The organism is Haloarchaeobius litoreus, assembly GCF_024495425.1.
GTDB lineage: Archaea > Halobacteriota > Halobacteria > Halobacteriales > Natrialbaceae > Haloarchaeobius > Haloarchaeobius litoreus.
This window is the reverse complement of record NZ_JANHJR010000001.1, coordinates 1-12,008: the sequence shown is the minus strand read 5'-3', so window position 1 is coordinate 12,008 and position 12,008 is coordinate 1. Positions and strand designations below refer to the sequence as shown.

Annotated in this window: 13 protein-coding genes; 5 read left to right on the top strand and 8 right to left on the bottom strand. The window is 69.2% G+C overall.

What is annotated here, in order from left to right:
• The first annotated feature begins 72 nt into the window (after window positions 1–72).
• Together NOW55_RS00065 and NOW55_RS00060 are read left to right on the top strand one after the other, a co-directional pair.
• Complete coding sequence (locus tag NOW55_RS00065; protein ID WP_256398009.1) at window positions 73–1,452, top strand: DUF92 domain-containing protein; 1,380 nt, start codon at window positions 73–75, stop codon at window positions 1,450–1,452.
• A gap of 2 nt (window positions 1,453–1,454) precedes the next feature.
• Complete coding sequence (locus NOW55_RS00060; protein WP_256399324.1) at window positions 1,455–1,883, top strand: GNAT family N-acetyltransferase; 429 nt, start codon at window positions 1,455–1,457, stop codon at window positions 1,881–1,883.
• Here NOW55_RS00060 and dnaG read toward each other — a convergent pair.
• On the bottom strand, window positions 1,880–3,331 hold the full coding sequence (gene dnaG / locus NOW55_RS00055) for a DNA primase DnaG (protein ID WP_256398008.1): 1,452 nt from the start codon (window positions 3,329–3,331) through the stop codon (window positions 1,880–1,882). The two genes, NOW55_RS00060 and dnaG, sit on opposite strands and share 4 nt — an antisense overlap.
• 144 nt (window positions 3,332–3,475) lie before the next feature.
• Complete coding sequence (locus NOW55_RS00050; protein WP_256398007.1) at window positions 3,476–4,348, bottom strand: ArsR/SmtB family transcription factor; 873 nt, start codon at window positions 4,346–4,348, stop codon at window positions 3,476–3,478.
• A 263-nt stretch (window positions 4,349–4,611) separates the two neighbouring features.
• On the opposite strand from NOW55_RS00050, the gene NOW55_RS00045 reads away from it, so the two are divergent.
• Entirely contained in the window at window positions 4,612–5,268 is a 657-nt protein-coding gene (locus NOW55_RS00045) for a DUF6517 family protein (RefSeq protein ID WP_256398006.1), read from the top strand.
• A gap of 3 nt (window positions 5,269–5,271) precedes the next feature.
• On the opposite strand, the gene cruF is transcribed toward NOW55_RS00045, so the two are convergent.
• From cruF to crtID, 3 genes are read right to left on the bottom strand one after another with little or no spacing between them, the layout of a single operon-like run.
• Window positions 5,272–6,186: a bisanhydrobacterioruberin hydratase gene (cruF, locus tag NOW55_RS00040; protein ID WP_256398005.1), complete on the bottom strand. Its 915-nt coding sequence runs from the start codon at window positions 6,184–6,186 to the stop codon at window positions 5,272–5,274.
• Window positions 6,179–7,063: a prenyltransferase gene (locus tag NOW55_RS00035; protein WP_256398004.1), complete on the bottom strand. Its 885-nt coding sequence runs from the start codon at window positions 7,061–7,063 to the stop codon at window positions 6,179–6,181. Before NOW55_RS00035 ends, cruF begins: the two co-directional genes overlap by 8 nt.
• 1 nt (window position 7,064) lies before the next feature.
• Window positions 7,065–8,549, bottom strand: a complete 1,485-nt coding sequence (gene crtID / locus NOW55_RS00030; protein WP_256398003.1) for a bifunctional phytoene desaturase/3,4-desaturase — start codon at window positions 8,547–8,549, stop codon at window positions 7,065–7,067.
• 99 nt (window positions 8,550–8,648) lie between these two features.
• Between crtID and NOW55_RS00025 the strand changes: the two genes are divergently transcribed.
• Complete coding sequence (locus NOW55_RS00025) at window positions 8,649–9,338, top strand: SDR family oxidoreductase (RefSeq protein WP_256398002.1); 690 nt, start codon at window positions 8,649–8,651, stop codon at window positions 9,336–9,338.
• Between the two features lie 72 nt (window positions 9,339–9,410).
• Window positions 9,411–10,304 (top strand): ZIP family metal transporter, encoded by an 894-nt coding sequence (locus NOW55_RS00020; protein WP_256398001.1) that lies wholly within the window; start codon window positions 9,411–9,413, stop codon window positions 10,302–10,304.
• Window positions 10,305–10,310: 6 nt separating this feature from the next.
• On the opposite strand, the gene NOW55_RS00015 is transcribed toward NOW55_RS00020, so the two are convergent.
• The 3 genes from NOW55_RS00015 to NOW55_RS00005 are packed head-to-tail and all read right to left on the bottom strand — an operon-like array spanning window position 10,311 to window position 11,675.
• Window positions 10,311–10,895 carry a hypothetical protein gene (locus NOW55_RS00015; protein ID WP_256398000.1) on the bottom strand — a complete coding sequence of 195 codons (585 nt, stop codon included), beginning with the start codon at window positions 10,893–10,895 and terminating at the stop codon, window positions 10,311–10,313.
• Window positions 10,896–10,954: 59 nt separating this feature from the next.
• Window positions 10,955–11,116 carry a hypothetical protein gene (locus NOW55_RS00010; RefSeq protein WP_256397999.1) on the bottom strand — a complete coding sequence of 54 codons (162 nt, stop codon included), beginning with the start codon at window positions 11,114–11,116 and terminating at the stop codon, window positions 10,955–10,957.
• 52 nt (window positions 11,117–11,168) lie between these two features.
• Window positions 11,169–11,675, bottom strand: a complete 507-nt coding sequence (locus NOW55_RS00005) for a YkgJ family cysteine cluster protein (RefSeq protein WP_256397998.1) — start codon at window positions 11,673–11,675, stop codon at window positions 11,169–11,171.
• Between the last annotated feature and the right edge of the window lie 333 nt (window positions 11,676–12,008).

Here is a 12,008-nt window from a genome sequence, read left to right as displayed (position 1 = left end):
GATTTTCGTGGCGCGAGCCGGGAGGCGGGCGTTCGGAAACGGTAAGTAACCCCCGGGAAAAGAAGCGGCCGCGTGACTTCCCCAGTTCGACGTGCGGGTGCATTCGCGGCGGTCGGCTCGCTGGTGCTGCTCCTGCCAGCTGTCGGGCCGGAGGCGGCGATGACGGTCGCCGCCGCCGTGCTCGTCGGTGCCGCCATCGTGACCGACGGCCCCCTCTTCGAACTGTTCGCTCGCCCCGGCGACCGCAAGGAGCGACGCCTGTACGGCCTCATCGGCTTCGGGCTCGCGGTCGTCGGCCTCGGACTGCTGACGGTGACCGACCTCGTCGGCACCGGCCGAGTCCCCCCGCTGCAGGTCGACGTGTTCGTCGGCTCCGTCCTCCTGCTCGTCTACGGCAACCTCGCCTCGGAGCTGGTCAAGATACGGTACCCGGACCCCTTCCACGTCAGCACCGGCTTCGTCGCCGGCGGTGTCGTGGCCGGCATCACGGGGCAGCTGGTGGCCCGGGTGCTGCTCGACCAGCCCATCGCGGGGACGCTCCCGAAGGTCGTGTTCCTGGCCGTCAGCGGTGCGTTCCTCGGTGCGCTGCTGCGAGCCGCGCTGTTCGAACGGGACGACCCGCTGGTGCTGTTCTCCGTCGGCCTCCTGCTCTGGCTGCTGTTCGAGCTCGCACCGGCGGTCCACCAGCAGGAGATCGCGGCGGCCATCGGCGTCACACTCGTCCTCGGCTACCTCTCTTTCGCCCTCCAGACCGCGTCCGTCGAGGGGATGCTGACGGGGATCCTGCTCTCCATCCTCACCATCGTCCTCGGCGGCATCGGCTGGTTCGCGGTCCTCATCTCCTTCTTCGCCATCGGCGCACTCTCGACGAAGTACCAGTACGACACGAAGGAGGCACGCGGTATCGCGGAGGACAACGAGGGCGCTCGCGGCACGGGCAACGTCCTCGGGAACGCCGCCGTCGCGATGGTCGCGGTGCTGGGCTTCGCGGCCGCCGAGCCCGGTGTCACCCTGCTGCGCGTCGACGGGACCATCTTTCTGTTCGCGTTCGCTGGCTCCATCGCCACCGCGCTCAGCGACACCCTCTCCAGCGAGATCGGTGCAGTGTTCGATTCGCCGCGGCTCATCACGACACTCCAGCCCGTCGAGCCGGGCACCGACGGTGCGGTGACCTGGCAGGGCGAGCTCGCCGGCATCGTCGGCGCGGCCGTCGTCGCCACCATCGCCCTCCTCGTCTTCCCGGCCGTGGACAGCTCGGCGACGGTCACCGCGACGGGTGCGGGCGTCGTGTTCGTCGCCGGCATCGGCGGCATGACCGTCGACAGCCTGCTCGGGGCCACGCTCGAGGGCGACTTCCTCGGCAACCAGGGTGTGAACTTCTTCGCGACCCTCGCTGGGGCCGTCGTCGCGGTGCTCGTCGCGTTCGTCGCCGGCGGGGCGACGCTCCCGTGACGATGCCGGTCCGCGAGGCGACACGTGCCGACCTGCCCGCCCTCCGGGCGCTCCAGGGCCTCCTCGACGCGCCGGTGCCGGGCCTCTTCGACGACCTGCCCCCCGGCGTGACGCTCGTCTCGGCCGTCGACGGCGTGCCCGTCGGCTACATCCACTCGTTCACCGGCGAGGTCGCCCACGTCGCCGAGCTGGTCGTCGCCCACGCACACCGCCGCGAGGGGCGTGCTCGGCAGCTGTTCCTCGCGCTGCTCGCCCGGCTCCGGCGCGAGGGCTGTCGAGCCGTCGAGCTGGTCGTCGCCGTCGAGAACACGCCGGCGCGGACGCTCTACGAGGAGCTCGGCTTCGAGGAAAGGGAGACGCTGGTCGGCTACTACGGAACCGAGGACGGAGAAGCGGACGGCGACGCCGTCCGATACCGGCTGCAGCTCTAGCTGCCGCCGAGGAGTCGGTCCGCGGTCCGGATTCTGGTCCCGGTCGGTCGCTTCACGAACTCCCCGAGCGACGCGGCGACGACGTGGTCGACCCCACGCTGGGCCGACACGTCGAGCACGCGCTGGCCCAGTTCGCCGTCGAGCACGACGGCGTGTGGCACCGTCTCGGCCTCGCGGACGAGGTCGAACGCCTCGTCCGCCGGTCCCGCTGCGATGGCGGCGAAGTCGTCGTCGAGCAGCCTCACCTGGCCGGTGCCGGCGGCGACGACCGCCTCGACGTGCCCCCGGAGGGTGTCCGGCGGTGCCGGCTCGTCGGTCGGTTCTGCCGCCGCTGCCGTCTCCGCGTCACTCGACTCGGTCCCGGGGACCGCGGCGTCTGCAGCCGAATCGGTCGCTGTCGTCCCCCCGGAGTCGGCCGGCTCCGTGGTCGCCCCGTCTGGCGTCGCCCGTGCCGTGTCGCTGGCCTCCGCCGCGGCCTCGACAACCGGCGACTCGGTCGTGGCCTGGGCCGACTCCGATGTCGCCGCGCCGGTGGGCTCGTCCGCACCAGGGCGGCCCGACGTCTCTGTGGCCCCGCCGTCGCTCTCCGTGGTCGACATCGAGACCGCCTCGTGCGTGCCGACCGTCTCGTGTGGGTTGCTGGTCTCGGCGACGACCGAGAACGGCACCTTCTCGCGCAGCGCCTCGAACACCTCGTGGTGGAGCAGGTCCTCGACGGACTTGCCCGCCGGCGCGAAGGCGACGTAGTCGACCTCGCCGACCTGCGAGAGCTCCTTCAGGATGAGGTCGCCGCCCCGGTCCCCGTCGAGGAACGCGGTGACGGTCCGGTCCTGCGTGAGCGTCGCGACCGCCTCGGGCACGTCTGTCCCCTCGACGGCGATGGCGTTCTTGATGCCGTACTTCAGGAGCTGGAGCACGTCCGCGCGACCCTCGACGACGACGATGGCGTCGCTCTCCTCGACGCGGGGGCCAGCCGGCAGGCCCTCGTACTCGGAGATGTCGGCGACGCGGGCGTGCTCGCGGACCTCCCGCAGTATCTCCTCCGAGCTCATCATCGAGTCGTCGAACGCCGTCGCGAGCAGCTCCTTCGCGCGCTCGACGACGCGCCGGCGCTTGGCCGCCCTGACGTCCTCGATGTCCGCGACCTCGAGGGTCGCCTTGCACGGGCCGACGCGGGTCAGCGACTCCAGCGCGGCCGCCAGCGTCGCCGTCGCCACCTTGTCGAGGCTCGTGGCGATGGTGACGCTGCCGTGTGAGCGCCCGGCGTCGCTGTCGATCTCGACATCGATGCGCCCGACCTTCGAGGACTGCTGTAGCTCCCTGAGGTCGAGTTCGTCGCCGAGGAGTCCCTCCGTCTGGCCGAAGATGGCTCCGACGACGTCACTCCGTTCGACCACCCCGTCGGCCGTTACCGTCGCGTGAATGAGATATTTGGATGTATCCTCCATTGATGATCTGCCCCGTGTGGGGGGCGTGTGATTGTGATGTTGCCATGAACTGGTTCATGGACACGGGAGCTACGGGCTCCGTGTTCATACCTGTTGTTATCGGGAGAAGTGGGCTGAACGTATCTCCGAGGGGCAGCGGTTCCCTCAGTACTGGTCGCCGGACCAGTACCAGTAGCCGAGCACGAGCGTCAGCACGAGCAGGCCGCCGGCGAAGAAGAGTAGGCCGGGTTCGATGGTCGAGAGGAGCGCGTCGGCCCCCTGCACGGCGGTGTCGGCCCCGGCTGCGGCACCGTCGGTGGTCGTCTGTGCCGCCTCGGTGGCGGGGGCGTCCGCCATCTCGGCGGTCTCGGTCGTCGCGTTGCCGTCGTTGTTGAACACGCTTACGTCTCCGCCGTCGGTCGCCGTCGCCTGTGGGGTGCTGGTCTCCGCGGCGACTTCCACGTCGCCCTCGGCGGTCGTGGGTGCCGCCGTCTCGTTGCCGCTCCGAGCGGCGAACTCGGCGTCGTCACCGCCGCCGCCGGTCGGTTCGACCGCCCCGCCCGACCCGCCCGTCGCGCCCCAGCCGGTCCGCCCGAGCAGCCGTGGCAGGCCGTACTGGACGAACAGGCTGGCGGCCGCGAGCACGCCGACGCCGCCGACGAACCGGCCGAGCGCCGACCGGAGCCGCGAGGAGCGCTGCTCGTCCCCGGAGACGATGAGCGGGCCGGACTGGGGTGCGTAGACGTTCATCTCGTTGCCGCGCGAGGAGTACCAGACGTCCACGACGTCGATGAGGCCGGCGTCCTCCAGCTTCTCGAGGTGGTACCGGACGTTCTGGATCGACGAGTCGATCTCGTCGGCGATGTCGCTCGGGGTCCGCGGCTCCTCGTGCAGACAGGTGTAGATACGTCTCGCGGTGTCCGAGGAGAGCGCTCCGAACACCTGGTCGGCGTCGTCGCTGTCGAGGTCGACCACCCGCGGTGGCTGTTCTGGGGTGGGGGTCGTCTCGTCCGAGCGGAACGGGAGGAGCCGCGACATGCTACTCCCGTCTACAACAGGTACAGGTAAACCAATTGTGCAAGCTGAAAACTCGTTTTGAGCTATTCGGGTCGTCCACGTCCTGCGGTTCCGTGTCGAGGCCAGTGGACTGATTTCGTGTTCGCTACCAGATAGTTCCGAAGGTGAAACGGAGATTGTGGTCGAAAATCGAGGGTGTCGGCACGGTCGTTCGGGCTCGCCGTCGGAACCGGTCGGTCCCCGGACCGGCACGCCGAAGGAGGTCGAGGGCGTAGCCCGCAGCGATGAGTGCTCCCCGCCTCCCCGACGCGTTGCTCGCCGAGTTCGGCTGGGAGCTGGCACGGACCGAGTCCGAACTCGCGCTCGAACTCCCGTTCTTCTCCATCGAGGCGTTCAACGCCATCTACGTCGAGTCCGCGAGCGTGGACGCCTACGACGCCATCGCGGACCCCAGGGTGGACCTGGCCGGCCGCGCCTTCTTCACCACCGACCTCGTGTTCGACCCGTCGCTCGACTCCTTCGGCATCGACCCGGCCTCGGTGTTCGGTATCGCCACCAGCTACGCCGAACGGGAGTTCAAGGAGAGCATCGAGGCCGACGGCCTCACCGCGGTCGAGACAGTCGAGGAGCGCGACTTCGACCGGGGGGACGGTCGGCCGGCGCGGGCGTTCTGCTACGACGTCGCCTACCCGCTCTCGGACGACGTCATCGAGCAGGACGTCGTCGACGGCCAGTTCACGCTGCCGTCGACGCTCTGGGCGTGCATCTGGCCGACGCGGGGCGCGTACGCCATGGCCGGCGGGATGTACCCGACCGAGGAGTTCGCCGACGCGATTCTCCGGCAGGCATCGGGGGCACGGCTGGCGGTCGATGTCGAGGTGGACCCGGACCCCGAGCGGGACAGAGCGCGCGTCTTCGAGGCGATGCGGCGGGTCGAGTGAGTCTCACCGCTGGACTGCCCTGACGAGCGCGCTGTCACCCACCGAGAAGTCGAACCGGTCGGTGGCGAGCAGGCCGACGCCGAAGCCTGCCGCGAGGACGACCGGAATCCAGTTGCCGTAGAGGGCGTTGATGCTCCCCCAGAGCAGCACGAAGCTCACCATGTCGTCGAGCATGAACTCGCACGCCTCCAGCCGGTCGAGCAGCCCCTGGCGGGCGAACGCCACGTCGAAGGCGACGACGGCGACCGTCGCCGAGAGCACCCAGCCGAGGTAGTTCGAGGCGGGGACGCCGTAGTAGCCGCCGACGCCGTCGGGGTGGGCGGCGTACTCCCAGAAGTCCACCGCGACCGCGCCGGGGTCGAGCACGAGGTCGATGGCGACGACGGCCGCGATGGTGACGAGCAGCCGGACCACCCGCGAACGCGCCCGGCTCCCGAGCAGCAGCAGCATCAACAGGTAGGCGTTGAGTACGAGCGGGAAGAAAAAGACCGGCAGCGCGACCGGCACCTCCCCGAACAGCATCGGGCCGAGCGGCACCTCGTACTCGAAGTAGCCGTACGGCCAGCCAGTGCGGATGCCGACGAGCTCGATGCCGTAGGCGTACAGCGTCAACAGCCCGAGACTGGCCGCGGCCCGCCTGCCGACGAGCGGTAGCACACCCGCGACGAGCGGGAGCCGCATGACGAGCACGCCGAACAGCACGAACAGCGGGTTGTACGCCAGCGGGTCGGGGAGCCAGCCCTCCGCGCTGGCGACGAGCGTCACCGCGCCGACCAGCGGGAAGACGACGGCGATGGTGAACCGGTGCTCGCGGACGAGCGCGTCGAGGCGCGCCTCGAACCGTCGGCGGTCGAAGCCGTCGCCGCCCTCGCCGTCCGAGGGGCCGTCTCCGCCGCCCGCCCCGCTCGCCTCAGCCATTCACCATCACCCAGAGCTTGCCCATCGTCATGACGGCCCCGACGACGGTGTTGAGGAACGGGAACCACCAGTACGCCCGGTCGACGGCCACGTCCGAGAGCGCGACACCAGCGACGAACACGGGGTAGACCCCGAGCAGCAGGCCGAGCCGGGCGTCCACCAGCGCGAACGCGGCGGCGGCGGCGAGCCAGACCAGCCCACAGTAGGCGTAGGTGGCTCGCTCGCCGAGGAACGTCGCGGTGGTACTGATGCCCGCCTCGCGGTCCGGTTCGATGTCCGGGATGGCGGAGAACGTGTGCATCGCCATCGTCCAGAGCCACGCTCCCGCGATGGCCGCCGTCGGCGGGAGGGTGTCGGCGACGGCGACGAACGCGATGACGCCAGGGAGCGCGTACAGCCCGTTCGAGAGCGAGTCGAGGAACGGCGTCGTCTTGAACCGCAGCGGTGGCGCGCTGTACTCGACGGCGAGGAACAGGTAGAGCGCGAACGCCAGCGCACCGACGGTCGGGAGGACGACCAGGAGGGGCACCGCGAGCAATCCGGCGAGGGCGACGACGACCCGGACGGCCGTCCCGCCGCGGTACCGGACCTCCCGGTCGTCCTTCTTGGGGTTGTGTTCGTCGATGTCGCGGTCGAACGCGTCGTTGACCCCGTAGAGGAACACGTTCGCCGGGACCAGGAAGTACGCGAACAGGGCGAGGGCGAGGGGCGTGAACATATCTGCCGTGCTGCTCGCGGCGTAGGTGACGCCGACGACGACCGGCCCGGCGAGGTAGAACCAGAACCGGGGCCTGGAGAGCCGGAGCAGGTAGCCCGAGAGCCGGTCCTCCGACGGGACGACCCGGGCGAGCCGTGAGACGACACCGGTCGCTCTCATCCTACGCGCCGTGGTCCTCCAGCACGGCGTCCGCGGTGATGTCGCCGCTGATGAGGCACATCGGGACCCCGATACCGGGCGTGGTGTACGACCCCGTGAAGTAGAGCCCGTCGACGGCCGTCGAGCGGTGCGGCGGCCGGAACATCGCGGTCTGGCGCAGCGTGTGGGCCATCCCGAGCGCGGTCCCCTGCATCGAGTTGTAGCGGTCGGTGAACTCCGAGACGGAGAACGTCTCCTCGACGACGAGGCGGTCGCGCAGGTCGGTGTCGGTGAACGCCGCGATGTCGTTCAGGATGAGTTCGCGGTACCACTCGCGGGTCTCCTCGTCGTCGTCCAGCCCGGGCGCGATGGGGACGAGGACGAACAGGTTGCTGTAGCCTTCGGGTGCGACCGTGTCGTCGGTCTTCGAGGGGACACAGAGGTAGTACGCGGGGTTCTCGGGCCACGCTTGCTCCTCGAAGATCTGGTCGAAGTGCTGGTTCCAGTCCGTCGGCAGGACCAGCGTGTGGTGTTCGAGCTCGGGCACGTCGCCCTCGACGCCCATGTACATGAGGAACGCGGAGGGGGCGTAGGTACGGGAGTCCCAGTACTCGGCGCTGTACTGGCGCTTCTCCGGCGGGAGCAGCTCCTGCTCGGTGTGGGCGTAGTCGGCGTCGCTGACGACGATGTCGGCGATGAGCTTGTCGCGTTCGGTCTCGACGAGGAAGCCGCCGTAGCGGCCCTTGATCTCCGTGACGGGTTCGTCGACGAGGAACTCCGCGCCGAGCTCCTCGCCCATCTCGACGATGCCGTCGACGACGCCGCCCATGCCGCCCTCGGGGTACCAGACGCCGAGGTTGAAGTCGACGTGGCTCATGAGGTTGTAGAGCGCGGGCGTGTTCTTCGGGGAGCCGCCGAGGAAGACGAGGGTGTACTGCATGATCTGCTGGAGCTTCGGGTGGTCGAAGTAGTGCTCGACGTGGTCCTGCATCGACCCGAGCAGCGAGAGGCCGCGGGCCTGCCGGGCCACGTCGAGGTCCACGAAGTCACGGAACGAGGAGCGGTCCTCGTAGACGAAGTGCTCCATGCCGATCTCGTAGTTCTCCTCGGACTTCTCGAGGTAGCGTTCGAGCGCCTCGCCAGCGCCGGTCTCGTACGACTCGAACACCTGCTTCGTCCGCTCTCTGTCGCGGGTGATGTCGACCTGGTCGCCGTCCTTGAAGAAGATGCGGTAGTGGGGGTCGAGATGTTCGAGCCCGTAGTACTCCGTGGGCTCGCGGTCGAAGTGCCCGAAGAAGCGCTCGAAGACGTCGGGCATCAGGTACCAGGAGGGCCCCATGTCGAACCGGAAGCCGTCGCGCTCCAGCACCGAGGCGCGGCCACCGAGCTGCTCGTTCTTCTCGATGACCGTCACCTCGGCTCCGGCGTCGGCGAGGTAGCAGGCTGTCGAGAGCCCACCGAACCCGCTCCCGACGACGACGACCGACTCTCCTGCGAGGGAATTCATGCCTGACTGTTGTAACGAGACCCGCATAAAGTCGCCGCAAACCTGGTTGGGGTCGCCGGAACCGATGCTTTCCTGCGGGCCGAGAGCGAAGGTGGGAGTATGGACGGACAGACGGCGGTCGTCACCGGTGCGAGTCGCGGAATCGGCGAGGCGGTCGTGGACGGGCTGGTCGCGGCGGGGGCGCACGTGGTCGCCTGTGCCCGCGACCCCGACGACCTCGACGGGCTGGTCGAGCGCCACGGCGACGCGGCCACGCCCGTCAGGGCCGACGTGCGCGACGAGTTCGACGTGGAGCGGCTCGTTGAGACGGCCTCGCGGACCGGCGACGGTGCCGGCATCGACCTCGTCGTCGCCAACGCGGGGGTCTACCACGGCGACCCGGGCGAGACCCCGGTGCAGGACGAGGCGTACTCGGCGTTCGACGACCACCTGCGGACGAACACACGCGGCGTCTTCGCCACGTTCCGCGAGGCGGTCCCGCATCTGAACGAGGACGCGCGGCTGCTCGTTCCGACCGGCTCCATCGCGCGGGACGCCATGCCGGGCATCGGCTCCTACGCGGTCTCGAAGGCCGCCGCGGAGGCCGTCACCCGCGCGTTCGCGGCCGACACCACGTACGTCGCGGGCTGTGTCGACCCCGGGCAGGTCGAGACCGAACTCTCCGGACCGGGCGGGCGCGACCCGAGCGAGGTCGCCCCGATGTTCGTCTGGGCGGCGACGGACTGTCCGGCGGAGGACATAGACGGCGCGGTCGTCGGCCTGCGGGAGTGGAAGCAGGCGACACGGTAACCGCCGGGAACGGACCGGTGGATACCACTCCAATCGAACCTCTTATTAACTCGAATACTGTCATTAGTAACAATGGGTTCCACGGAAACGTTCAGCTGGCGGGGCGTCGACGACCTCTCACGGGTCGGCCTCGTCGCCGTCGCGGCGTTGCTCGCACTCAGCGGTGTCGCCCTCCTCTCCGCATCGAGCACCGACGCGATGAAGCCCGTCGGTATCGCGTGGGTCGCGTTCTTCGCCATGGCACTGGCCATCCCGCTCGGTGTCAAAGCACGCGACCAGCACGCACGGGCACTCGTCTGGGGCTACGGACTGGCCTCGGGCGCGATGATCGTCAGCGCCGCGCTCTTTCTCCTCCCACAGGCGTTCGGGCTCGCACAGGGTGCGTCTAACCCTGCGACGGGGATGAAGTACGCCGGTGCGGGCGTCGCAGCCGGGCTGCTCGTCGGCTTCGGCTCGCACACGCTCGGGCACCGCTTCGCCCACGTCGACCTCGGGTTCGACCACACCGCCGTCGAGCTCTCCGCCCACGCGCTCGCCGCCGGCGTCATCATCGGTATCGTCTACGGCACGATGCCCGAACTCGGCGTCGGCCTCGGACTCGCCATCGTCTCCCACAAGGGCCCGGCGGGCTACGCCGCCGCACGCCGCCTCGCGAGCAACGGGCAGACGCCGACGGTCATCCTGCTGCCCGCGACGGGCGTCGGCCTGACCGCCATCCCCGCCAGCTTCCTCGACCTCTCCGGCGAGCCGCTCGTCACCGCCGCCGTCTTCGGCTTCGCCGCGGGCGTGTTCCTCCACGTCGCGATGGACTTCCTGCCGCGCTGTGAGATCGGTGGCGAGGTGTACGAGGTCGCGCAGGTCTCCGACGACGCACACCACCTGCTCGACCGGCTCCGCATCCACGCCGTCGGGAGCACGTTCCTCGGCGGCGCGGTCGTGTTCGTCGCCTGGCTGGTCGTCGGGTGAGCCCGGTCACCGTCCACGCACCGCGAACAGCACGACACACTCGATCCGTTTTCCATGTGACCAGCCACGTCCGACGCTCGCGGTGAGCGAGAAGGCGTACCGCCCGGGGTCGAACGAGGCCCCGATGCGGGTCGCTTCGTCGGTCGTGGCGACGGCCCCGTCCACGCCGACTCGCCACTCGTACTGCTCGTCGGGGTAGACCGTCGTGAAGCCGGTCGGGGTCTTGCCCGACGCGACGTCCGTCCAGCCCTCGTCGCCGAGTCGCCGAACCGTCCAGTCGCCGGGCGCAAACGTCAGGGGCACGTCCGCACGGGGACGGAGGGTGACGATGAACGGCTTCCCCGCCCGGAGCGGTGCGTCCACGGGCGGGTCGAGCGCGACGGTGACGCCGCTCGGCTCGGGGTGCCCGCCGCCGGTACAGACCGTCCGGTCGGCCGTCCGGCCGAACGCCGGGCACGGTGGCTCCTCACCCCAGATGTCGGCCGGCGAGTCGGGGGACTGGCCACCGGCGGCGTCGAGCGACCCCTTGAGGCAGCCGGTGAGGCTGGCGACACCGGTAGCGAGCGCGGTGAGAAGTGCACGTCGTTGCACGTGTGCGCCGACGGGAGCCCGGACAAAATGTCCTCCCCTGGGTGAAACACGGCTTTCAGTCAGTGGCGGGACGGGGTGTGGTCGTCCGACCAGTCGCCGGTGAGGTGGTCGTCCGCCCACTCCGAGAGTGTCTCCCACCCGCTCTTCTCGCCGACTGTCTCGCTGGCCTCGCCGAGCGTCTCCTCGGGCTGGAGCTCGCGCTCGGAGTCGGGTCCCGTCATGGTCGAACCGTGTCCCCGAAGCCCCTGGAATGGCCGGGGGAGTCCGCTTGGCTCAGAGTTCGCGGTCGCTCTCCGGGTCGTCCAGCTCCCACAGCACCTCGGGGAGGAACGCGTCGAGGTTGTCGATCACCCTCCGTTCGGAGACGTCGAGCCCCTCGCAGTGTTCGTGTGCGCTGTCGCGAATGTCGACGTGGATGTCGCCGTCCTCGACCGTGACCGCGAGCGGGAACACCGAACAGCGGGCCGGTTTCCAGTCGTCTTCGAGGTGGAGCGTACAGAGCCCGTCGTCGCGCAGGAAGTAGCACGCCTCCCCGTCCTCGCCGACGTGCTCCTCGCGGTCCTTCTCCTCCTTGCGGACGAAGTCCTGGCCGCGGAACTCGGTCGTCGCGTCGGCGAGGTCGGCGTGCTCGGCCAGCGCGAAGAAGTCGGGCTCGTACAGCAACACGCCGTGGTGACAGCACCAGGTGCAGTCGTCGACGCACTCGAAGGTGAGCGACGGGTCGAAGTCGACGACTACCTCGCGGCCGGGGTGGACCTCGACGCGTCTGGACGCTTCCATCGGCGGACAGTCGGACCCCGAGACTCAAATGGGTTGCCTCCGAGCACGACCGTAAGGAACGGTAATTTATGGAAGTTGCAAGGCTAAAACCCCGCCCTTCAGGGCGGGGATACAGCCGACAACTCCTCCACTAACCACGTTCGATGGTCCTGCTGGATATTCCACGCGCCAGTCGTTACTTTTAATAAATAATTCTTCATAACTGATTATGAACACAGTCCGATGCTGGAGACAACCCGCACCTATCGAGCGAAAATCGCCAACCACTCTCAGGTGAGTGACGACCTCGATGACTGTGGGTTCTCCGCGTCGAAACTGTGGAACGTCGCCAGG

Bases quoted from the DNA above. Each gene is read 5' to 3' on its own strand.
- NOW55_RS00010 (WP_256397999.1), bottom strand. From the start codon at position 11,116: ATGACGGGACCCGACTCCGAGCGCGAGCTCCAGCCCGAGGAGACGCTC.
- dnaG (WP_256398008.1), bottom strand. From the start codon at position 3,331: ATGGAGGATACATCCAAATATCTCATTCACGCGACGGTAACGGCCGAC.
- NOW55_RS00050 (WP_256398007.1), bottom strand. From the start codon at position 4,348: ATGTCGCGGCTCCTCCCGTTCCGCTCGGACGAGACGACCCCCACCCCA.
- NOW55_RS00025 (WP_256398002.1), top strand. From the start codon at position 8,649: ATGGACGGACAGACGGCGGTCGTCACCGGTGCGAGTCGCGGAATCGGC.
- NOW55_RS00035 (WP_256398004.1), bottom strand. From the start codon at position 7,063: ATGAGAGCGACCGGTGTCGTCTCACGGCTCGCCCGGGTCGTCCCGTCG.
- NOW55_RS00045 (WP_256398006.1), top strand. From the start codon at position 4,612: ATGAGTGCTCCCCGCCTCCCCGACGCGTTGCTCGCCGAGTTCGGCTGG.
- cruF (WP_256398005.1), bottom strand. From the start codon at position 6,186: ATGGCTGAGGCGAGCGGGGCGGGCGGCGGAGACGGCCCCTCGGACGGC.
- NOW55_RS00060 (WP_256399324.1), top strand. From the start codon at position 1,455: ATGCCGGTCCGCGAGGCGACACGTGCCGACCTGCCCGCCCTCCGGGCG.
- NOW55_RS00020 (WP_256398001.1), top strand. From the start codon at position 9,411: ATGGGTTCCACGGAAACGTTCAGCTGGCGGGGCGTCGACGACCTCTCA.
- crtID (WP_256398003.1), bottom strand. From the start codon at position 8,549: ATGAATTCCCTCGCAGGAGAGTCGGTCGTCGTCGTCGGGAGCGGGTTC.
- NOW55_RS00005 (WP_256397998.1), bottom strand. From the start codon at position 11,675: ATGGAAGCGTCCAGACGCGTCGAGGTCCACCCCGGCCGCGAGGTAGTC.